12 protein-coding genes are annotated in these 22729 nt (G+C 58.8%); 8 read left to right on the forward strand and 4 right to left on the reverse strand.

Going from position 1 to position 22729, the window contains the following annotated elements; genetic code table 11:
• Window positions 1–25: 25 nt before the first annotated feature.
• Genes CER19_RS06595 through CER19_RS06605 form a run of 3 tightly spaced genes read left to right on the forward strand, consistent with a single transcriptional unit; the run spans window position 26 to window position 4181 of the window.
• Window positions 26–991 carry a cytochrome-c peroxidase gene (locus CER19_RS06595; protein ID WP_116665828.1) on the forward strand — a complete coding sequence of 322 codons (966 nt, stop codon included), beginning with the start codon at window positions 26–28 and terminating at the stop codon, window positions 989–991.
• The gene (locus CER19_RS06600; RefSeq protein WP_116665829.1) at window positions 988–2805 is read left to right on the forward strand and encodes a DAHL domain-containing protein; all 1818 of its coding nucleotides are present in this window, start codon (window positions 988–990) and stop codon (window positions 2803–2805) included. Before CER19_RS06595 ends, CER19_RS06600 begins: the two co-directional genes overlap by 4 nt.
• Complete coding sequence (locus CER19_RS06605) at window positions 2802–4181, forward strand: ATP-binding protein (RefSeq protein ID WP_116665830.1); 1380 nt, start codon at window positions 2802–2804, stop codon at window positions 4179–4181. Before CER19_RS06600 ends, CER19_RS06605 begins: the two co-directional genes overlap by 4 nt.
• A 20-nt stretch (window positions 4182–4201) precedes the next feature.
• Here the strand turns inward: CER19_RS06605 and CER19_RS06610 are convergent, their stop codons facing one another.
• Window positions 4202–4474 carry a type B 50S ribosomal protein L31 gene (locus tag CER19_RS06610; RefSeq protein WP_116665831.1) on the reverse strand — a complete coding sequence of 91 codons (273 nt, stop codon included), beginning with the start codon at window positions 4472–4474 and terminating at the stop codon, window positions 4202–4204.
• A gap of 302 nt (window positions 4475–4776) precedes the next feature.
• Here CER19_RS06610 and CER19_RS06615 point away from each other — a divergent pair, with 302 nt between their 5' ends.
• The 4 genes from CER19_RS06615 to CER19_RS06630 all read left to right on the forward strand — a co-directional run bounded on the left by CER19_RS06615 (window position 4777) and on the right by CER19_RS06630 (window position 8322).
• Complete coding sequence (locus tag CER19_RS06615) at window positions 4777–6396, forward strand: FMN-binding glutamate synthase family protein (RefSeq protein WP_116665832.1); 1620 nt, start codon at window positions 4777–4779, stop codon at window positions 6394–6396.
• A 12-nt stretch (window positions 6397–6408) separates the two neighbouring features.
• The gene (locus tag CER19_RS06620) at window positions 6409–6693 is read left to right on the forward strand and encodes a putative quinol monooxygenase (protein ID WP_116665833.1); all 285 of its coding nucleotides are present in this window, start codon (window positions 6409–6411) and stop codon (window positions 6691–6693) included.
• A 60-nt stretch (window positions 6694–6753) separates the two neighbouring features.
• On the forward strand, window positions 6754–7050 hold the full coding sequence (locus tag CER19_RS06625; RefSeq protein WP_116665834.1) for a cupin domain-containing protein: 297 nt from the start codon (window positions 6754–6756) through the stop codon (window positions 7048–7050).
• 132 nt (window positions 7051–7182) lie between these two features.
• Complete coding sequence (locus tag CER19_RS06630) at window positions 7183–8322, forward strand: OpgC domain-containing protein (RefSeq protein WP_116665835.1); 1140 nt, start codon at window positions 7183–7185, stop codon at window positions 8320–8322.
• Window positions 8323–8375: 53 nt separating this feature from the next.
• Here the strand turns inward: CER19_RS06630 and CER19_RS06635 are convergent, their stop codons facing one another.
• The 3 genes from CER19_RS06635 to CER19_RS06645 all read right to left on the reverse strand — a co-directional run bounded on the left by CER19_RS06635 (window position 8376) and on the right by CER19_RS06645 (window position 17222).
• Window positions 8376–13550, reverse strand: a complete 5175-nt coding sequence (locus CER19_RS06635) for a dermonecrotic toxin domain-containing protein (RefSeq protein ID WP_116665836.1) — start codon at window positions 13548–13550, stop codon at window positions 8376–8378.
• Between the two features lie 85 nt (window positions 13551–13635).
• The gene (locus CER19_RS06640; protein ID WP_165861609.1) at window positions 13636–15660 is read right to left on the reverse strand and encodes a M3 family metallopeptidase; all 2025 of its coding nucleotides are present in this window, start codon (window positions 15658–15660) and stop codon (window positions 13636–13638) included.
• A gap of 140 nt (window positions 15661–15800) precedes the next feature.
• On the reverse strand, window positions 15801–17222 hold the full coding sequence (locus CER19_RS06645) for an amino acid permease (RefSeq protein ID WP_116665838.1): 1422 nt from the start codon (window positions 17220–17222) through the stop codon (window positions 15801–15803).
• A 459-nt stretch (window positions 17223–17681) separates the two neighbouring features.
• On the opposite strand from CER19_RS06645, the gene CER19_RS06650 reads away from it, so the two are divergent.
• Window positions 17682–22712 (forward strand): hypothetical protein, encoded by a 5031-nt coding sequence (locus CER19_RS06650; RefSeq protein WP_116665839.1) that lies wholly within the window; start codon window positions 17682–17684, stop codon window positions 22710–22712.
• Window positions 22713–22729 lie beyond the last annotated feature (17 nt).

Here is a 22729-nt window from a genome sequence, read left to right on the forward strand (position 1 = left end):
CCCTGGGCCTGCAAGGAGTGCTCGCTTGAGCAACGTCGTAAACCACCGTTCTGGCCTGATGTTCGCGTTATGCCTGGGCACCGCATCGCTGTCAGCCGCGCCGCTGGACGAAGCGCTCAAGCCCTTGCCGGCGGCTCCAGTACTGGACCCGGCCAAGGTTGAGTTGGGTCGCCAACTGTTCAACGAGCCGCGTTTGTCGGTCAACAACACCTTGTCCTGCGCGAGCTGTCATCAACTGACCAGCGGCGGCGCCGACAACAAGCCACTCTCCATTGGCTTTGACGGCAAACCGGTGCAGATCAATACCCCTTCCGTATTCAATGCCAGCCTGAACTTCAAACAGTTCTGGAACGGTCGGGTGGACACGCTGGAGGCCCAGGTCGAGCAGGTGGTGATCAGCCCGGTGGAAATGGGCAGCGACTGGAATACCGTGGTGCGCAACCTGTCCGCTCTGCCCGCCTACCAGAACGCGTTCAAACAGGCCTACCCCGATGGCCTCACCGCTCCCAATGTGCAGCACGCCCTGGCCACCTACGAGCGCACGCTGCTGACACCCAACTCGCGGTTTGACCAATACTTGCTGGGCGACACCGATATCCTGACCACGCAGGAAAAGTACGGTTATCAACGCTTCAAGGACTACGGCTGCATCGCCTGTCACCAGGGCGTGAACATCGGCGGCAATATGTTCCAGAAGTTCGGTGTGATGGGCGACTACTTCAAGGCCCGCGGCAACCCGCTGGAATCGGACCTGGGGCGCTACCTGCTGACCCAGGATGAAGAGGACCGCCATGTGTTCAAGGTGCCCAGCCTGCGCAATGTGGCCGTCACGGCGCCGTACTTCCACGACGCCTCGGCCAAGACCCTTGAAGAGGCGGTTGACGTGATGTTCAAGTACCAGTTGGGGCGCAACCCGTCCCAGGAAGACAAGGACCTGATTATCCAGTTTCTCAAGACCCTGACCGGCGAATGGGCGGGCAAGCCGTTATGAGACGCTTGTCACGCCGACGCACCAGCCAAATCCTGCTAGGCCTCATTACCCTGCTCCTGGCCTCTACCCTGGTGTTTTTGTACCTCAAGTCTTCACGCGACCAGACGGCCACTTATACCCAGTCGCGCGACTTGATCCGCCAACTCCAGCAGCTCAATGCCCAGTGGGACAGCGAAGTACTCAAGGCCAGGATCGCGATCACCCACAACTACGACCCACTGGTCACACCGCTGACCGAAATGACCCGCATCGGGGCTGAACTGGAGAGCCGCGACACCTACCACAGCGCAGCCGACCTGCCCGGTTGGCAAGCCAGCCATGCGGCGTATCTGACGGCCATCGAGGAAAAAGCCCGGTTGGTCGACCAGTTCAAATCCCACAACGCAGTGCTGCGTAACTCATTGGCTTTTTTGCCGACGGCCGAAGACGACATCCAGGCCCAATTCAACAGCATGACCGACGAAGGCCGGCTGCAACTGCAAAACGTGGCCACCGACACTTACGACCTGCTGCTCAGCAGCCTGGAGTTTGCCCAGGTCACCAGCGACGAACGTGCCGCCGATATCCTGGTGGGCCTGGGCAAACTGGCCATCAACCAACAGAGCCTGCCCAGCGAGTTCCAGGCACCGGTGGAGATCCTCAGCAATCATATTTCGCTGATCCTGCGCGAACAGCCACTGGTCAACAGCCTGCTCGAGCGGATTGCCGCCGTGCCGGTGGCCGAACACCTCGATGACTTGACCACCCACCTCAATCAGGACCAGCAAGCCACAGACCTCATCGACCATCAATACCATCGCTACCTGCTGATCTTCTCGACCTTGCTGGTGGTGCTGCTGCTCTACCTGGCGGTGCGCCTGTTGCGCAGCTTCGCCGAGATAAACCGCGTCAACCGCGCGTTGCAGGCCGCCAACGAAACCCTGGAGCAACGGGTGGAACGGCGCACGCAACAGCTCAAGGATGCCCAGAGCGAGCTGATGGACAGCGCCCGCCAGGCCGGCATGGCCGAGATCGCCACCAACGTGCTGCACAACGTCGGTAACGTGCTCAACAGTGTGAATATCTCCGCCGATCTGGTCAGCCGCAAGCTGCGCGCCAGCAAGGCGCTCGGCCTGGGCAAGGCCATGCAGTTGATTAACGCCCATCAGGGCGACCTGGGCACCTTCCTTACCGAGGATGAAAAGGGCAAGTTGCTGCCGGGCTATCTGAACCAGTTGGTCGAAGCGATTGCTGTCGAACAGCAAGGCATGAGCGATGAGCTGGCGCAGTTGAGCAAAAGTGTGGACCACATCAAGGACATCGTCTCGACCCAGCAATCCTATGCGGGTGCGTCTACCTTGCTGGAGCCGGTCAATATCAGCGCCTTGATGGACGACGCCCTGCGCATGAACGCCGGCGCGCTGAGCCGTCACCATGTCACTGTTGTGAAGGCGTACGCCCCGGTGCCGGAGATTTTGGCGGACAAGCACCGGTTACTGCTGATCATGGTCAACCTGATCAGCAACGCCAAATACGCTATGGACAAACTGTCTGAGCGGCCACGGCAAATCACCCTGGCGGTGGAATCGGTAGGCGACGAGACCCTGAAGATCAGTGTGAAGGACGATGGCGAAGGCATACCGCCCGAGAACATGGCACGCATCTTCACCCACGGTTTTACCACCCGCAAGGAAGGCCACGGCTTCGGTCTGCACAGCTGCGCCCTGGCCGCCGTAGAAATGAACGGCCAGCTCAGCGCGCACAGCGACGGCCCGGGCCTTGGCGCCGTCTTCACCTTGACCATCCCCCTGACCCTTGCCGGAAGCCACTCATGAACCAACCTCCCAACCGGCGCATCCTGCTGATCGATGACACACCGTCCATTCATGAGGATTTTCGCAAGATCCTGATGCCCGACGAAGCCTCAACCGAAGCGCTGGATGAGATGGAGTCGGCACTGTTTGGCGACGCGGCCAAACCTCAAGCCCAGGCATTCGAGCTGCACTGCGCGTATGGCGGCGAGGAAGGCCTGGGCTTGCTGACCAGCGCCATGGCGCAAGAACGCCCCTACGCCTTGGCCTTCGTTGACATGCGTATGCCCCAGGGTTGGGACGGCGCCAAGACCATTGAAGAACTGTGGAAAGTCGCCCCCGACTTGCAAGTGGTGGTGTGTACCGCCTACTCGGACTATTCCTGGGATGACCTGTTGTTTCGCCTGCGCGCCCACGACCGCCTGCTGATCCTGAAAAAGCCGTTCGACAACATTGAAGTCCAGCAAATGGCAAACACCCTGGCCAACAAGTGGGACATGGCCCGCCGCGCCTCCCTGCAAACCTCGCAGCTGGAGCGGTTGGTGGAAGAACGCACCCAAGCGCTGCAACTGGAAATTGAAGAGCGCAAGCATCTGGAAAGCCAACTGGTGCAGTCGGAAAAGCTCGCCTCACTGGGGCAACTCGCGGCCGGCGTCGCCCATGAGATCAACAACCCGGTGGGTTTTATTTCCTCCAACCTCAGCACCCTCGACAGCTACTTCAAGCAGCTGCAACAGATGCTCGATGCCTACCAGCGCAGCGAAGCGCACATCGAGGCGCCAGAACATCGCGAACCGCTCACGGCCTTGCGCAACGAGCTGGACCTGGATTTTCTCAAGGATGACATTCCGATCCTGATCCGCGAGTCCAAGGACGGCATCGGCCGTGTGGTGCAGATCGTCAAGGACCTGAAGAACTTTTCACGGGTGGATAACGACCAGACCTGGCAATTCGCCAACCTGCAGCAAGGCATCGATTCGACGCTGAACATCGTCGCCAGCGAACTCAAGTACAAGGCCGATGTGGTCAAGCACTACGCGCCGCTGCCGGAAATCGAATGCCTGGCCTCCCAACTCAATCAGGTGGTGATGAACCTGGTGATCAACGCCGCACAAGCCATGGGCCCTGAGCGCGGCACCATTACCATCAGCAACGGAGTGGAAGGCGAAAACGTGTGGCTGGAAGTCGCAGACAACGGCTGTGGGATTGCCCCCGACACCGTGCAGAAGATTTTCGACCCGTTCTTCACCACCAAGCCGGTGGGCGAAGGTACCGGGCTGGGTTTGTCGTTGTCCTACGGGATCGTCAAGAAACACCGTGGCAATATCAGCGTCAGCAGCGAGCTGGGCAAGGGTACGAAGTTTCGGGTGGTACTGCCGATTCGGCAGACGGCGGCGTAGGACACGCCGCCGGATCATGCTCATGCGTCAGCTTTTTTCGGGCTCGACCCAAACGATGCAAAACGCTTATTGAACCCGGCAATCCGGCCTTCGGCCTGGGTCTTGCGCTGCTGGCCGGTGTAGACCGGGTGCGAGGCGCTGGAGACGTCCAGCGGGATGTAGGGATAGGTGTTGCCGTCGCTGTGTGTATGGGTGCGATCACTGTCGGCGGTGGAGCCGATGAGGAAGAACACGTCGGCGGCAGTGTCGTGGAACAGCACGGTGCGGTAGTCGGGGTGGATACCAGCTTTCATGAGGCCTCCGGGGCGTTTGGGTGCGGTTGATTTGTTATACAGTAACACAAAGAAAAGCATCCAAACGAGAACCTTTTGCAATAAGGTCAGGCTTGATGGGTCTCGTAAGCCGGTGCCGAGAGCAGCTCGAAACTATCAATTCTGCCAAGGGCTGAACCGAATCAAGCGCCGACAGGTGTCTATTCCAGGCCAGTCTGTCCCACCCGCGTTGCCAAACTGAATATTCCCACAGGTTGTCTATGGTTTCCTGACAGGCGCAGAATGGCGGATCGACCTGAAGAGTCCGAACCCAAGGAAACCGTATGAGCCTGTCCTTGTTAAGCCGCTACGCCTTCTTTGCTGTGTGCGTCATTTTCACCCTCGCCAGCCTCCCCTTTATCGAACATGAATGGCTGTGGCCTATCACGATAGTCACCGGTGTACTCAGCCTGATCGGCATTGTCGACCTGCTGCAAAGCCCCCATGCGGTGCGCCGCAACTATCCGATCCTGGGCAATATCCGCTACCTGGTAGAAACCATCCGCCCGGAAATCCGCCAGTACCTGCTGGAGTCCGACAGCGACGCCCTGCCCTTCTCCCGCGCCCAGCGCTCGCTGGTGTATTCGCGTGCCAAGAACGAAACAGCGGACAAACCCTTCGGCACCCTGATTGACGTGTACCAGTCAGGCTTCGAATTTATCGGCCACTCCATGCGCCCTGCGCCACTGAGCGACCCCAGCAGTTTTCGCGTGATGGTCGGCGGCCCGCAGTGCACACAGCCGTACTCGGCGTCGGTGTTCAATATCTCGGCGATGAGCTTTGGCTCGTTGAGCGCCAATGCGATCCGCGCGCTCAACCACGGCGCCAAGCTCGGCAACTTTGCCCACGACACCGGCGAAGGCAGCATCAGCCCCTATCACCGAGAAAACGGCGGCGACCTCACCTGGGAACTGGGCAGCGGTTACTTCGGCTGCCGCACCAGCGACGGCCGTTTCGACCCCGAACGCTTCGCCGTGCAGGCCCAGAACCCGCAAGTGCGCATGATCGAAATCAAGATGAGCCAAGGCGCCAAGCCCGGCCATGGCGGGATTCTGCCCAAGCACAAGGTCACCCAGGAAATCGCCGACACCCGCGGCATCATGATGGGTGAAGATTGCATCTCGCCGTCGCGCCACAGCGCGTTTTCCACGCCGATCGAGCTGATGCAGTTCATCGCTCAGTTGCGTGAACTGTCCGGCGGCAAACCGGTGGGCTTCAAGTTCTGCTTAGGCCACCCGTGGGAATTCATGGGCATTGCCAAGGCCATGCTCGAAACCGGCATCCTTCCGGACTTTATCGTGGTGGACGGCAAGGAAGGCGGCACCGGCGCCGCACCTGTGGAGTTCACCGACCATATCGGCGTGCCGCTGCGTGAGGGTTTGCTGTTCGTGCACAACACCCTGGTGGGCCTGAACCTGCGCGACAAAATCAAACTCGGCGCCAGCGGCAAGATCGTCAGCGCGTTCGATATCGCCAGCGTCCTGGCCATTGGTGCCGACTGGGCCAACTCGGCACGTGGCTTCATGTTCGCCATTGGCTGCATCCAGTCGCAGTCATGCCACACCAACAAATGCCCGACTGGCGTGGCCACGCAAGACCCACTACGCCAACGAGCCTTGGTCGTGCCGGACAAGGCCCAGCGTGTGTTCAACTTCCACCGCAACACGCTGCACGCCCTAGCCGAAATGCTCGCCGCCGCTGGGCTCGACCACCCGTCGCAGTTGTCGGCCAAGCACTTGGTGCGACGCATGTCGGCAACCGAGATCAAGCTGTTTTCGCAGTTGCATGTGTTCTTGAAGCCCGGCGAGTTGCTCACGGGAGACGTGAATGGCGAGTTCTATTCGCGCATGTGGCAGATGGCGCGGGCTGACAGTTTCGAGCCCCATGAAACCGTTGCAGCCTGAGGGACGCCTGCCATGCTGAAAGTCATCGCTGAAGACTTCATCAAGCCCGAACACCTGGAAACCGTGCGCCCCTGGTACGCTGAACTGGTGGAAAAAACCCGCCAGGAACCGCTGTGCATCGCCTACGACTTGTTTGTCGATCAAAAAGACCCCGGGCACTTCGTCTTTATCGAACAGTGGCCCGATCAGGCTGCGCTGGATGCGCATTGCCAGACCGAGCACTTCAAACGGTTGGTGCCGCAGATCAATGCGTATCAGGCCAAGCCGTGCAGGGTCTTGCTGATGGACGCTTTCTGACAAGACCCTCCGCCTGCTGAACCGGACCACCGACGGCATCGTTGAAACAAGGAGACTCACATGCCGTTACTGGACTTCGCCGTAATCTGCGCGCAACTGCCTGACAGTTGGACATCCACACGTCTGGGCCAGGTTGGCCCGGCGCGGATCAAAGTACTGCGCATGGATGAACAGGCGTACGAGGAAGAAACCCACGACTACAACGAAGGGTTGTTGGTGATCAGTGGGCACTTGCACCTGCGCATCGGTGGTCAAGCCATCAGGGTGGACGCCGGCCAGATGTACCTCGTGGAAGCCGGCACTCCCCACGGTGTGCTCACCGGCAGCCAGGGCATCCTGGTGATCATTGATCTCTAGAGACATTCAGCAATACCCAGCCTTTGCAATTGCTTACAAATACCGCCAACCTGCGCCCGCTCGACGTGCGGCGTACGACAACGCGCGCGCTCATCTATCGTCATTCAACTACTTGTTCAAGAGCCCGCTGCCATGCTGAACGGACGCGACCCACGCATCGATTTTTTTCGGGGCCTGGCGTTGATCTTCATTTTCTGGGATCACGTCCCCCACAACCCCCTCGGCCTGATCACTCTGCGCAACTTCGGCTTCAGCGACGCGGCGGAGGTCTTCGTGTTTCTCGCCGGGTTCGCCTCGGTGCTGGCCTACGGCAAGGTCATGCAGCGCGAAGGCTATTGGATGGCCTGCCTGAAAATCCTGCGCCGCACCTGGGTGTTGTATGTGGTGCATATTTTCTTGCTGGCCATGCTGATGGGTATCGTGTTCTTCGCCAACAACCATGTAGAAACCCGCGACCTGGTGGCGGAGATGGGCCTGACGCACTTCGTCACCCACCCGCAACAGGCACTGACCGACGAACTGCTGTTGCGCTTCAAGCCCAACCTGATGGATCCGTTGCCGTTGTATATCGTCTTGCTGGCTGGTTTGTCCGTGGTGCTGCCGCTGATGGTGCGCGCGCCCTGGGCCGTGGTGAGTGTCTCGCTGGTGGTATACCTGATGGCGCCGTGGATGGGTTGGAACCTGCGGGCCATTGCCGATGGCGTATGGTATTTCAACCCTGTCACCTGGCAATTGCTGTTTGTGCTGGGGGGCGCCGCCGCGATTTACAGCCAGAGGCCCAGCGCGCCCGAGACACGCCCCTTACAGCGCCAGCCGCTGTTTGTCGCGGCGGCGCTGTATGTGGTGGTGGCCGGCGTGATCACGCTGTCGTGGCTCTGGCCTGAAATCCATGATGCGGTGATGCCCACCACGCTCAGCAACCTGCTGTACCCCATCAGCAAGACCAACCTGTCGCCGGCGCGTCTCGTGCACTTCCTGGCGCTGGCCTATGTCACCGCCAAGCTGTTACCAAACCCGCAATGGACGCAAAACCGTCTGGCTGAACGAATTTGCCAGATGGGCCGTTATTCCCTGGAAGTGTTCTGCCTGGGCGTGGTGCTGGCGCCACTGGCGGACATGCTCAATGCCCAGGCGAATGACGCCGTGGTCATGCAACTACTCACCGCCTTGCTCGGTGTGGTGCTGATGTCGGCCCTCGCGGCCTGGATGGAGTTCAACAAACACCTCAACCAGACGCCACGCCCCTTAAAGCGAGACAAGCCTAATAGTTGATGCCCGCCTCGCTGCGCAGGAGCAAACGCCCGGGCGATGACCTGACGTTGTAGTCATAAGCCAACAGGTATCTCTTTTCGACGCCCCAATTGTGCAATCAGGTAGGCGACGGAGTCGGCGTTGTTAAGTACCGTAAGGATGCGTTTAAGCGGATCGGTACGGAAAACTCGCCGCGCATCGGCGAGGGTCTGGGTGCCTGTGACGCTGAGCAGCCTGTCGAGCACATGCTGTGTTGACGTGCCTTGGGTAGGGTCTGATTTGAAGCCGGTTGCAACATCGACAACCTGGAACAACTCATGGGTCGGAGTATTGAGCGACAGTCTTGAAAGATGGCGCTTTTCCAGGGCTGCTTTAGTGTTACTGCCCTCAGGGGTTTGCGGATCAATCAGGTCATCAAAGGGATGGCCTGAATGCACGTAAGCCAAGTCCAACGTCGCACAGACATGATGAGTGATTTCGTGAATGAGGGTGGTCGCACGGGCGTGGGCGCTGACATAAAACGGTTTTGTCAACAAATGACTGTATTTCAGACCCGGGTTGAAAAACGTCTCGGTCAAGTACACCAGTTGAAGGGGGTCGGGGATAATCGTAAAGGCCATCAACGTGTGTCCGCCCTGAATAGCCGGCAACCGCGAACGGCCTATGACAAATCGCGTTGAGTCCGAGGAGGTCAGTGAGGGCTCCATCAACGCGCTGCAGACCTTGTCGACGATCTCCTGAATTTTTTCAAGGTGTTCGACCTCGAGCGTCGGCAAGCCGAAAAACGCTTTGATCTGTTTGACGAGCTCAGGTGCAGCAAGGGGTGTTTGCGCGATCAGGCGCAAATTTTCCTGGGCGTTCTTTGCATAAAACGTCGCCAAGGCAAGTGCATCGGTGATAACCCAGGATTCCCGAGCGTAAAGCGCTCGTATCTCGCGCATCCCGATGGCCACTACATTCAAACTGGGGCGCGCAACTGGCTCGGAGTAGAAGCGATTAAGCAATCGTGCAATTGCCCGTCGCCCCGTCACCACTGGGCCAGCGCTACTGAGCATCCACTGTTGCCTAGGGTTGCGCTGTACCTCAGGACCGACTTCGCCATCACCGATGATGCGCCAGCCCTGGCCATGCTTGATGACTTCGAACACTTTTCCTGCCACCGCCGCGTAGTAATGGTTGGAGGTCGATCGGTAAAGGTTGAGTGAGGTGTCTTTGATCAGGTTGGCCAAGCTCGGCTCAAGGACTTCGAAACGCTGGAGCCGGGTGCGGGAAGCAGCGGTAATGTCCAGCGCGGGCCAGGACACCACAGAGGTCGCAGGTGTGGAAGGCGGCGGGATCGGCTCGGGTGCCGGGGGCATGCCGCCCTCTGATACGGGAGGCATGGAATCGCGCAAACCGACCAGCAAGGCGACCCCGCCAATGAAATGCCCCAGTGCCTCATGCCATTGGTGGCTTTGCAGCCCTTCGGCAGAAGCCTTGAACAGCTTGAAGCTCTGCCAGACCACCAAGGGGTAAGCCAGTTTTCCAGCAAAAAACACGATGGCCTGCTTCACACCCTCAGAGAACACGGCCTTGGCCGTCTCCCAGGCGGTGCCTGCACTGGCCGTTTTTTGGCAGCCCAGTAGCGTCGTCAGCAGCTCGATATTGTCGGTATACAACTGTTTGAACAAAGGCGCGGTGATGGGGTTGGATGCCAGTTGGAGGGTGGTGTTGGCTTGGGGTTGCTCCAGTGCGCTGGTCAGTGCCGCGTGGTCAACGGCCGGGACCACCTGCCGAACCCAACGCTGTAATGCGCCGGAGGCTGTCAATTCAGCACATAGTGCAGCCTCAACGGTATATTCCTTGAGGGTGTAGCCTGGGCTATAGGGGGCATAAAGGACTTGAGGCCCCTCGTCACCGGAGGCGGAGCCGATCAAATAAGCCCCGGGAATCTTGATGGTTTTCTTCCCGTCATCGACCGACAGTTCCAGAGGGCGAATCATGGCGTTGGCATCCACCACTGTCGCACGGGCGATCGCATCGGGCATGTCCATGATCTGCTGAATGAGCCCGAAGGCCGCCGGTGAAAGTTGGTCTTGCAACCTCATGCCGTGAGCGTATTGCATCAATTGCCACGGCAGTTGCTTGGCGAATCGCGTAGAGCGTTGCTCAAAGTCCGGGCTGGCAGGGCCCAGGAAGGATTTGATGTACGTTTGGTAAGCCGCGTTGATGTTCAACGCCTGTATCCGCGTTTTCAGCGTCTGCGCATCCAGGGTGGATGGCAACGGCGTTGTCCCGGTGCTGGCGAAGAAGGGTACCTCATCCTTCCAGTACGACTGATGGCTCAAGGCATAGTCCAGCAGCGACTGATTGCGGGCAGGTGTACTGCCCTGCCCCGGTAGCCCGACTTCGACGTCATCAGGTGTGACGCTGTCCTGAACGGCAAGCTCCTTGAGTAAAGTGCTGAGCTTATTGCGCGTGAACTGAGCCAGGGAGTCGATCCCGTGCAGGTAGTCCTGATTGTCGGTGACATTGTTTCGATACTGCTCCAACAACTCGACATAGAGCTGTTGATCGACAGCACTGGCTTTGCCCAACCATTGCAAACCCTGTTGCAGGATCATCGCCTGAACCATCTCCATGGCACGCTGCACGTTGGTGGGCGCCAGGCTTTGTGTGGCTTGAACCTGCCACAGCTTACGCAACTGATCGACCGACAGCTGCATGGACAGGATTTGGGCCAGTTCACAGTCTTTTTGTTGAGCGTAGGTTCGTTGCAAGTGCTCGACGAGGTTGTCTTCGATCAGTTCAAGGGAACTGAATGCATAGCTCGGTTGTGCATCCCAGTCCGGTGGCGCCAGGTTCGCCAGGAACGCCTGTCGCTCGTTCGGGATTGCCAGGCGTCGATCCATCTCTGCTTTGAAGTCATTCAATGAGGAGAAACTTTCCAGGCCCAACACGGGCGTCCACAGCAGCGTGCGGCCGCAATATTGAGGATCAAGCCCGCCGCGCTCGGTCAGCACGAAACAGTTATTGAGTACCAGCGGGGTATTCTGCCCAGTTGGTACGACTTGCAAAGAAAACGCATCAGGGCGGAACCCATTGACGCCAGGGCGTAAGTCTCTGGCGTAAATACCTAACACGGTCAAAAGCACTTCGTAGTCGAGGGGCAATAAAGCGTTGTTCCAAAGCCTGACTTGCACTTCCCCTGTCAAGCCCATCTCCATTGCCTTTCTCAGCAAGGGCTGCATGTTGGGGGACACGGTGTGGGTTCTACGCAGGTACTGTTTAAACCCACCGACTGCACTGTTGATCAGCGTATTGAAGGCAGTGGCATCCATACTTGAGACCTTGGTGGCGGGTTTGCCAGGAGCGGTTGAGTAGACGTGGGTGTTAAGCGGATCGATGAGTGGACCCACTTCGCCACATAAGCGCGCCAGAAAATAGTCGACCATACTGCTCGATGAGAGCAGTTGAGGTTTGTCAGTGCCATTCGAAGGGTTGCTGTATTGGCGTACCGAGAGGCACGCAGCCTGCAAGTGTTGCTGCTTGATAGCGTACAGTTTGGTATTGAGACAGGTGATAACGGAACGCTCCAGCGAGGGGCGAAACGATAGGTGTTGTTCGATTTCGGCGGTGACGTTTTCGAGTAAATGCACAGTTGTACGCATTGCAGCAAGCGTTGGTGGAACCCTGGGTTCAGTCACCGTCGCCGTCCAGGTCTGTGCCAACTGGGTACTCCAACGCCCCATGGGTTCGAAGGTCAGTAATGTGGGGTCAATCATGCCACGCACATCCAGCACATGATCAACCAGGGCGTCGAGGTCCATCGTGCCCTGGCTAAGGCGATACTGATCAAGGGCGTATTCAAGGTTGCGACCTTGTTTTTCAACAATGCCCTCCATGATGCTTTGGAAAATAACCCCGGTGATGGGGCCTTTGGTGACGTCGCAAGCCAGCAGGTCTACTTCGTCATAGCGTTCCGGCCTGGATAGATGCGCTCTCCAGGCATCAGCATGCTGCCGGGGGTTGAGCCCCTCAAGAAGGTGGGTTTTGAGTGCTCCCAGCTCGGTAAACGATTGCAGGCCCTGATGGGGGGTATAGAGCAGCCAGGGCGTGCCATCGTCGCTTTTGTTACTGCTGATGATGAGTGTGCCTGCCAGCTCGGCCGGGGCCTGTTCAGGCCCACTCAGCAGTGCCTTTTCAACATCGATCGCAGGCGCAAGCGTTGTCGCGGGTAGCGCAGCCTTGAGCGGCAAGGCCTGTAGTTGCAGACGCTGCTCAACCGTCATCGTAGTTTGCTGTTGTTGCTCCAGCGCCACCGTGAAAAAGGCATTGGCCATAGCATGGGTAAAAAGTTGTAGTCGTGAGAACTCCGCGGCGGCCGGCAGCGCCCAAAATATCTTGGGCTGTTGCTTCATATAGGCTTTCAAGCCCCGGGCCAATCCTTGGACTGATACGTCCCAACGCAACTGATCATCAGCTTCCTGAGTAGGCTGCTGGGAGTTGTAATAGCGCCGGGTCTCCCCGGCAGGCCAGCCATTGGCGACGAAATACCTGAGCACGGTTTCGCTCAAGGAGCGGGTGGTCGTATGTCGGGGCGTTGGCGTATCAGAGTTGCCTGATTTGCGGGATGCATCGATGACATAACTCTGCACTTGGATGTGGTGCTGATCGCCCCCCGTAAAAGACTGCGCCAATTCAGTGCAAATGTATTCATCCAGCAGCGAAGTGAAACTGGGCAGTTTGAGCAGCTCCTCGCGCATCAAACGGGCATTGTCGAGCAGGTTGTTGGAGAGGGTCGTATGTTGTGCTTCGAAGACAGCGCCGGCCACGGTATGTGTGGTAATCGTCAGGGTCGCAGTGGGCGTCAGGGTTACTTGCTGGGCAATGGAAAGGTAATCAAGCAACGCTTGGCGCTGCGACGCATCTTTGAGCCACGACGCCAGTTGCGTCTTGAGTGCTTCATGGCTTGCCAGCTTTTCCAGACCACGAGCTGGCGTATAGAGAATAACCCCACCTTCCGGGGCGGGGCTCATGACGAATGCCCCCGCCAATTCAATAGCCGGTTGACCGAGCACGTTCAGTTGCAGGGTCTGGACGTGCATCGGTGCTTTTTGTGCCTGGCGCAAAGCATCGGTGGCCAGGTAAACGGAATCGAACCAGTCAAGGTCCTTGAGGGTAAAGTTGCGGGCGCGTTGGCGCTCGCTCAGTTGCGTACGATCAGTTTGGGTTTCGCTGAAAAAATACGGTGGGGTGTCGGTGCTCATTGAATGCTCTCCATGCCGGACTGGCTACTGAAGATCACTCTGGCGTTCCACCTTTCAGCTCAGGGGCTACATATGCACCCGCGCTTCATGCCCCGGTGGAATGCCCGACACATCCCGCGCCGTCCCCCCGGAAAAGCCCAAGTGAGCTCAACAGCGTACGGGTATCCCCCTCAGTGATAAACGCGTCACGGAAGGCTTTGCCGGTCTCGGGGTTGAACACGCCATCACGCTCAAACCGTTCAAAAGCCTGGCGGGCCAGGACACCGGACCACTTGTAGGAATACATTCTGGCCCCATAGCTGCCCATCGGTTGTTCGAAGCGGTTGATCGGGCGGGCACCATCCGGCCACTGCAAATGCCCGACTTCAACGTTGGCATGGGTGAAAACCTCATGAGGTGTACGCCCGTCGCCGTAGGTACGGTGCAATTCGAAGTCGACGAGGCCCGTGAGCAAAACACTGGCGGTCTCCTGGCTGGTCTGGATGCGAACAAATCGGCTCATTTGATTGGCCATATCGTCAGGCAAGGAGTCTCCCGTCTGGAAATGGCCGGATAGCCAGGTCAGGAACGACGGAGTAAAGCAGAACTGCTCCAGCACTTGGCCAAAGAATTCCGCCGCGTCATGGCTCAATTGGTCCATACCGGAAATCGCCCGGTAGGGGGCGGCGGTCAACAGGTGCTGCAGGCAGTGACCGAACTCATGCAATAAGACCCTCAATTGCAGATGGTCCAGCAAGCAAGGCTGGGGCGCTGTAGGTCGTGGCAACTTGCTGCGTAGCACTGCGATGGGCCGTTGTGGACGCCCCTCGGCGGTCATCCGGTGATTGCGCAAGCCCATGGCGACGCCGATCGCGCCGCCCGCCAGGCGGCGATAAGGGTCAATAAACAAATGTCCGATCGGCTCCGCGTACTCCCTGAGTTCAAATACCCGCACATCGGGGTGCCAGGTATCGACTGTGGTTTGTTCGATCAACTCAACGCCGAACAGGGTTTGGGTGAACGTGCACAAGCGTTGCAACACTGTTTCCAAGGGGAAGTAGTTGCGCAGCGCGTCCTGGGAAACGCCAGCCATGTCCTGGCGAATTTTTTCCGCGAAATAGCGGTGATCCCAGGCTTCCAGAGCATTGACCCCCCGTTGCGCGGCATAGCGTTGCAGTTGTTGCGTCTCATGGGCAAATGTCGTGCGTGCCTGATCAATCTGTTGATGCAGAAATGCAGTGACCTCATCGCTCGTCTCCGCCATTTGCTCCACAAGCGCCAGTTCGGCGAAGTTGGCATAGCCCAGCAGTTGTGCTTTCTGGTGACGACTGTCGAGCAACACTGTCAGAACCAGCTCATTGTCGATGGCAATGGCGTCAGGGCCGGACTCCACGGCACGAGTGTAGTACGCCACCATCATTTCCTGGCGCAGGGCCCGATGGTCGGCGTAGCTCATCACATCGTCAAAGGATTGCTCGGAAAGGGTTAATAACCAGCCATCCAGGCCTGCGTCCCGAGCCGCGACCTCCATGCGTGCCAGAGCTGCGTCAGGCAATCCGCTGAGCAGCGCCTTGTCTTGAATGGGCTTACGCCATGCGTCGCTGGAGTCTCTCACTCGGCGCAGGAACTCCTGACTGAGTTGATCGATTTGCAGGTTCAACGCTTTCAGCCGTAGCTGCTTCTCAGGAGAAAGATCAAGGCCAGCCAAATGGTACTTGCGCAATATTTTACGCAGCGCGCTTTGGCGTTGTTCATTGAAAAGGGCCGCGATCGGGCTGTTGGCAAGTTGTCGGTGGAGCTGATACAGGTCGTTGTTCGTGGCTAACTCAGCTTTGTACTGCATTACCAGCTCATAACTGCGGTGTGATGCCAGCGTCCATGTCGGCCCTTGGGGGTGGGAGTCAAGCAGCACAATAATGTTGAGAACGCCATCCAGGCGAGTCTCCAACTCTTCCACTGCTTGCACCAGATCGTCCCAGGTGGGGAATGGCGCCTGGCTCGCAATGATCGTAGCGGTGGTGTTGCGGCTTTCGGTGATGATCTGCTCAATGGCGGGTACCAGGTGTTCTGCACGAATGACTGAGAACGGTGGCAAGTCGTAGGGCAGTAGAAGTGGGTTGTTTTCGGGCATGAGGTCACTCTGCAAAGGTAGCTGTCGAAGCAGCCAGCCTAGGGAATGAATCATCGTTGGCGGGATAGATAGGTATGGGCAAAGCGATAACGCGGAGAATCGGATACCCCGCGTTATGCTCAAGCGCGTCGCGCAGCGAGTCACATCCCTTTAAATGGCGCAACTTCGCCGGCGTTGCTCGGTTGCAACTTGAACACGTAGAACAACACCGTCAACACCACCAGGAACACGGGGCCCACATACAGCGCCACACGGGTATCGGGGAAGTACGCCATCAGCCCCACCACCAGCACCAGGAACGCCAGCGCCAGGTAGGAACTGACTGGGTACAACCACATGCGGTATTTGAGACCCGCCACCTCAGCCTGGCTCAGGCTTTTGCGGAACTTGAGCTGGGCCAGCAGGATCATCAGCCAGGTCCAGATCGCGCCGAACGTGGCAATGGACGTGACCCACACAAAGACTTTTTCCGGGACCATGTAATTGAGCAGCACACCCAGCAACAGTACGAAGATCGACAACAGCAACGCCTTGCGCGGTACACCGTTGCTCGACGTGGTGCCGAAGGTGGCAGGTGCCTGGCCGTTCTGCGCCAGGCTGTAGAGCATACGCCCGGTGCTGAAAATGCCGCCGTTGCACGACGATAGCGCCGCAGTGATCACCACGAAGTTGATGATGCCCGCGGCGGTCTTGATGCCCAGACGCTCAAAGGTCATTACGAACGGGCTGCCCTGGGTGCCGATTTCATTCCACGGGTAGATCGACAAAATCACAAACAAGGCGCCCACGTAGAACAGCAGGATGCGCCAGAACACCGAGCCAATGGCACTGGGAATGGTCTTCTGCGGGTTCTTCGCTTCACCGGCGGTCAGGCCGATCATCTCCACGCCCAGGTAGGCGAACATCACCATCTGCAACGACATCAACACGCCCGTGATGCCATTGGGCATAAAGCCGCCATGGGCCCACAGGTTGGAAATGCCCAGCGCCACGCCGTCATTGCCAAAACCAAACGCGATGATACCGACGCCACCGATGACCATGGCAATGATCGTGACGATCTTGATCAGGGCGAACCAGAATTCGAATTCACCGAAGGCCTTGACCGCGATCAGGTTGATGGTGCCCATGCTGATCAACGCGGCCAGGGCCCAGATCCAGCGCGGGGTGTCGGGGAACCAGACGCCCATGTACACGGCCACGGCGGTGATTTCCGCCACACAGGTCACCAGCCACAGGAACCAATAGTTCCAGCCGGTGAGAAAACCCGCCAAGGGGCCGAGATAGTCTTGGGCGTAACGGCTGAACGAGCCGGCGACAGGGTTGTGCACCGCCATTTCGCCGAGGGCACGCATGATCACCAGGATCGCCAGGCCGCCAATGATGTACGAGAGCATGATCGCCGGGCCGGCCATTTCAATGGCCTTGGCCGAACCAAGGAACAGGCCGACACCGATACAGGCGCCAAGGGCCATCAGGCGAATATGCCGTTCACCGAGTTCGCGTTTGAGCGGGCCGCCTTGAGCGGTCTCGCCATGGGGCAGTGGGTTGCCGACTGGCATAGGGTACAACCTCATCTTGTTATTGGATAAACCGCCTAGTCTCACACAGACACGCCGATAAGCCTGGCAGCGGAGTAAGTCCGACGCTGTCTCATGGAGAGACTCGCGCCGTAGGACAAAACCTACAAGACCGGCGGGGCGTGCAGTATAAAAACCTCAGCGCAGGGTCTTTCACTATAAAAACCCAAAATTCCAGCGGTAACTCTCGGAAAAAACCGGGTTTATGGAGGGGCATTACCTGATTTATCCCTGAAAGCCGCTGCCCGAAACGGCGGCGAGTATTGCACAGCCTTGGCGCATCGTCATGCCCCTGCCATCGCCTGATTGCCAGTGCCGAAGGCTCTGAAACAGGGCTTTCAGGCCATAGCGACACAACCCATGGAAAAAGGCGAAAGGTCCCGGTGAAGACGGCGCCCGCAACCGGCACGCTCTGTCATTACCTTCAACGAGACTTCATGGATGACTGAATTGACCACCCGGCATGAGCAGCCGACTCCATCCCAGCGCCAGGACGGCGATCGGCAAATGCTGAACACCCTGATCGCACACCTCAAGACCCAACCCTACGCCCCCGCAGACTTACTCCCGGTGCCAGCCCACTGCGCCCTCGGCTGCTGGCTTGTGCTCTATCGCCAAGCGCTCGGCCACCCCTCTTTCGTGGCCTGGGCCGGGCAGCGGCGTTTCAACCCGATGCAAGTGAACGTGCGCAACGGCACTCTGTATGCCAACGGTGCCACCTTCACCGATGAGGATGCCAGCGGCTGGCAGCAGCTCGCGCCGCCCATCCGGGCCATCGCCCAGATCATCGACCCTGATGCCATCGGCTTGGCCTATCCTGCCGCTGACCTATCACTGAGCGCCCGCCAGGTGCTGCGGTTCCAGGGCTGCCCCCAACCGACAACGCTTGCCCAGCGCGGCGTGCTGATTGACGCACTGGGTAGGACCGAACCTGCACTCGCGGACGCGTTCGAGCGACTGAATCAGGATCTGCACGCAACGGCCAATGCACTGCACGCACAGATCGTCGAAGACGACCTGAACGAACAAACATTCAACCTCTTGAGTGTGTATCGCTGCCGATTCCGGCTGGCTTGCGGCTCATTCTGGGGCGTGACCATGAACACCGCCGCAACGTTACTCGGGGAAATCACTGAGCACCCGCAGTTTCTCGCCTTGACTCGCCCCGATTCACTGACCCCCGGCCTGTACGAATTTGACCACCTGCAACACTCGATCAGAGGCGCCGGCCCCTGGGGTCAACGGGTAGACATCAGCCATGAGCAACTGTCGCCGCTACCCCTGGGCGATCGCCTTGAACGCTTGCAGGCCTGCGCTGCGGCCATGAACCTGTTAGTGCATCAGGACGGCCAGTTCAGCCTCGCACAGTTGCTCAGTTTGCACGACCTGCCGTTGCCGGATAATCGCGAGGCGGCCTGGGAGCTGATGGAGCAACTGCGGCGCAGCGAACCGGTGCCGGTGCCGCCCGTGAGCGATCTGGTGCACTCCGACGTCGCCTTGTTGCAGTATCGACAACGCCTCGAAACCACCCGGCTCGCTAGCCCCCAATTGGGTAGTTACTGGGAAGCCCTGGGTATGCCACTGCCGGGTGCACTGACCCTTTCAACCGAACAACGCGCCAAGGTGATCCACATCAGTGCCACGTTCGTCGCACAACCCAGCCCCGGTTTGTTCAACCTGCTGGCCGCCGATCTGCCGCCAGGGCCACCGGATGAACAACTGCAACAACTGCTTGCAGCTCCCCGTGCGCAGAAGCTGGCCGACTTGCTGCTCGGTACCATGGGCTGGTTCGGCCACGCCCCCGGTGAAGCGACCAGCAACACCAGTCGAGACGCATTGGTCCTCGCCGCGCTGATCCTTAGCCTCGACCCACAGGCCGCACAAGCGCGATACACCGTCGCCGGCCTGAACCTGAACCACAGCGATTTCCACGGCCATCGCTATGCAGACCTGCGCCGCTCACTTGAGCTGCACCTGATTGAGGTCGGTGTTGCTACTCCTCAAACCACAGCGTTGGCCGCGCACCTGTTACTGGCCGGTATCGCACCGGAATTTTTGGTGCAAGGCATCCCAGATTCGCTGTACTTCATGACCTCCCACGCCTGGATGCTGTTCAAACAAGGTGTGATGTTGGCAGAAGAGCTCGCGTGCGGGTCAACACGACAACTGGCGTTCAGCGATATCATAGCCCTCGCCACCCAGGAGCCTGCCACGGACCAGGAGCGCTTGTGGCGCGAGTATTACGCCACCGCCACCCTGATCGACTGGGCAATCTGCCAAGGCGAACTGCAACCGGCGCAGGCCTATCGAACCGAAGAAATCGACGCCGTCAAAGAGCGCCTGAAAGCCCGTATTAAGACTTTGCACGACGCAGCCGAAACCTTGCGCAGCAAGCTCATCACACGCCGCCGCCTGGCCTTGGAGGACCTTAAACGCGTCTTCCCCAACCACCGCTGGCTGAAGAAAAAATGCCTGCAAGAAGGGCAAGACTTCCCCCGGCTCCCTTCCCTCAGATCGACTACGGGTGTAAAGCTTCAATCGTTGGTGGACCTGCACATGGGCGGCCACCTGCACCCCATTGACGATAAGTGGCGCTCAACCGACCCCGAACTCGACCTCTCCACGCTGAAAAAAAGTTTTGGTCAACTGCGCGATATCAACGCGCTGTTCATTGAGGCGGCGGGTGCTTACACCCAACAACTCAAAGAGGCCTACACCCGGGCCATCAGCTACCTGCTGTCGCAGTTACCTCTGGCCGACCGCAAGCGCTTGCACGAGGGTGCGGTGCAACTGCTGGTGGTGAGGCAAGCCGCCAGCAAGCCGCAGATTGAAGAAGGGCCCGGAGAGAAAATAGCCCGTACCGGCCGGTTCGGCTTCATCCTGCGGTGTACGGCAGGCGATACCCGCCATGACTACGAACTGTTTCCCCTGCTCAATCAAGTGCAAAAAAACACCCGCCTTCCCGCCACCCTGGAACTGGGTGGCCGCCCTCTTAAAGTCGCCACCGGCGCCCCCCACAGCACACGACCCATCGCCTATTTGCATGAGGGCAGTCGCTTGGCCATTGATGAGGACGCCTACTTCAAAGGCAGCCCACCCACACCGGGCAAGTATTGCAACGTGATTGTGGATCGACTCTGGCATGTCGCCGGGCTCCCGACCACGGCCCGGCCGCTGGTACTCGACTCGCCAAGAAACCTCACGTTGGCGAGCAACATCGTCAGTCAACACTTTTTCATTGATATCGATACCTGGGTAGCCCAGGCCAAAGGCTTGACCACCCTTGAACAGCGAAAAAAAAACAGCGAGCAGCTGTTAGAGGCGCTACTGGGTTTCATCCCCTTCTGGACCTGTGGTCACGACCTCGCATCAGGAGAAATCAAGCGTGTACTCGATGGCACCCTCGGCTGTTTCTTCGACATGCTTGGCTTGATCATGCCGACCAAAGGCCTTATTACCAACGTCGGGAGTCGCCTGGGCAAGACCGCACCGGCCTACGTGAAACTGCTGCAACTGGCCAAACTCAGTACCGCCTATCTCAATGAGTTGATCAACCCACTGGATGCAGTGCCGGGGTTGGTACGCCTGACAGCCCAAGGCCTGGCCCAGTTGAACCACTCCGGCCGGCGAGCACTGACAGGCGCATTGCGTCATGCCCAACAACGGCTGGCCCACGGGACGATTGATTACGCCCGACTGATCAACCGCGCCGACATCGAGCCAGGTGTTTTGACACACGCTGAAGGTCTAGTCCACCTGTTGGCGATCAGGCGCACCGACGCCTGGTATGCCTTCGACCTCTTCAGTGCAAGGCCGTACGGTCCCGCGCTGGAAGGTTTGCAACTGGATACCGCCATGGCCGTCACCCCGGTCAGCCTCGCCGACGGCTACAAGGCGCTCGTTGCAGAACCCTTTTTCGACACGACTCCCTTGCTCATTCAACGCGCCGACGCCACCGACCTGTTGGACCAAGGCCGCGTCTGGCGTTTGCAGCATGCCCACCCCAGCCATCTGGACGAACTCACTTCAGCGGCCCACGCCTACCTCACCGAGCCCTTCGAGAATACCTGCGCCGCCGGCAGAACCAAGCGCAGCCCGGTGCCCCTCATCTGCTTCACCAAACGTCTGTACGCCTTCAAAGACTCGATTCATAAACGTCGAGTCCAGGCGCTCGACCATATTCGTATCGAGCCGGCACCGATGATAGATGGAGGCAGACGCAAGCTGGTGCATAACCGAAGCGTACATGAGGTCACCCCGCACTACGACGGCTTCGAACTGCCCCGCCAACGCCAACATCCGGCGTTGATCTACCAACCGCAAGTCCGTGGCAGGCGTATCGACAACGAGCCGCAGTTTGGCTTACCCGAAGACGATCTGGACCCCCTGCTTGCACGTCAAACCCAGGTGGTGGAAATCAACGGCATTGCCAGCACCATAAACGACCGTAGAACCCTGCGCGCACTGGAAATAACCCTGCCCGGCACGACAACGTCTTACTGGGTGGCCGAGGCCGATATCGGAGCGTTTTACCGGACCCATACAAGCCGCAGCGGAGACGACAGCCTGCTGTTTGAGCAACTGAATTTCGGCCGGATAAACGACGACACGAATTTGATCAGGGCCTTTTGCGCCAAGAAAAGAGAGTTTTTTCGCCTCGGCGAGATGATTCCCGACCAACCACTGGTGACACTACCGACCCTGGAAGTCCTGTACCGACAGCTGGGCAAGCGCGGGTTTTCGCCGGAAAGAATCGAGAGCATCCGTAAAAAGGCCGGCCCCCTGAGGGTCATCAAGCAGCGGGAACTGCTGCTTAACGCCTCGGACGAGGGTCGGCGCCTGGATATCCATGTGGTCTCACGCCCCGTGCAACTGGCCATCTGGCCACCAAGACCGGCCACGGGTGGCCAGATCAATAGATACCTCGCCGAACAAGCCAACGCCAGCACCCAGGCCGTGGTGGAAAGAACTGGCCTGAGATCCGCCAACGTCGTCGGGAGTACCCGGGGTGAAAACCTGCGGCTGCAAGAAGCAGAGCCCGTAGTGATGTGGGAGTACAGCAAGATTGGCCACCCGAACTACACCGAAGTCATCCTCAAGACCGGCGCCGGCAATTGCGACCAGATGGCCCATGTGGCGTGTGAAATGATCCGAACCAATGGCGGAGTCGCTCATATATGGAGCTGCCGGGGCCATACCTTTGTGGTGGTGGGTACGATCCCCGCCGGTCTGACCCAGACCCTGGATTTCCAGGGCGCCGACTGGGCGAACCTGTATATCTGCGACCCCTGGACGTCCATTACGTGTCCGGCGCAGGACTATATGCGGCAACTGAGGATAAAAATGACCGTCTGGTACCTGGAGGACAAGATGGTGTTTTTCCATGATGGCGCGAACTATCGCTGGGCATTGGCCAATCACCCGATCTGGCTGAACATCCTGGAGACCAGTATTAAATTTGCGCAGCCATGACCACAATTTTTTCCCGG

Origin of the sequence: Pseudomonas sp. GL93 (assembly GCF_003408955.1) — a bacterium.
Classification (GTDB): Bacteria; Pseudomonadota; Gammaproteobacteria; order Pseudomonadales; family Pseudomonadaceae; genus Aquipseudomonas; species Aquipseudomonas paracarnis.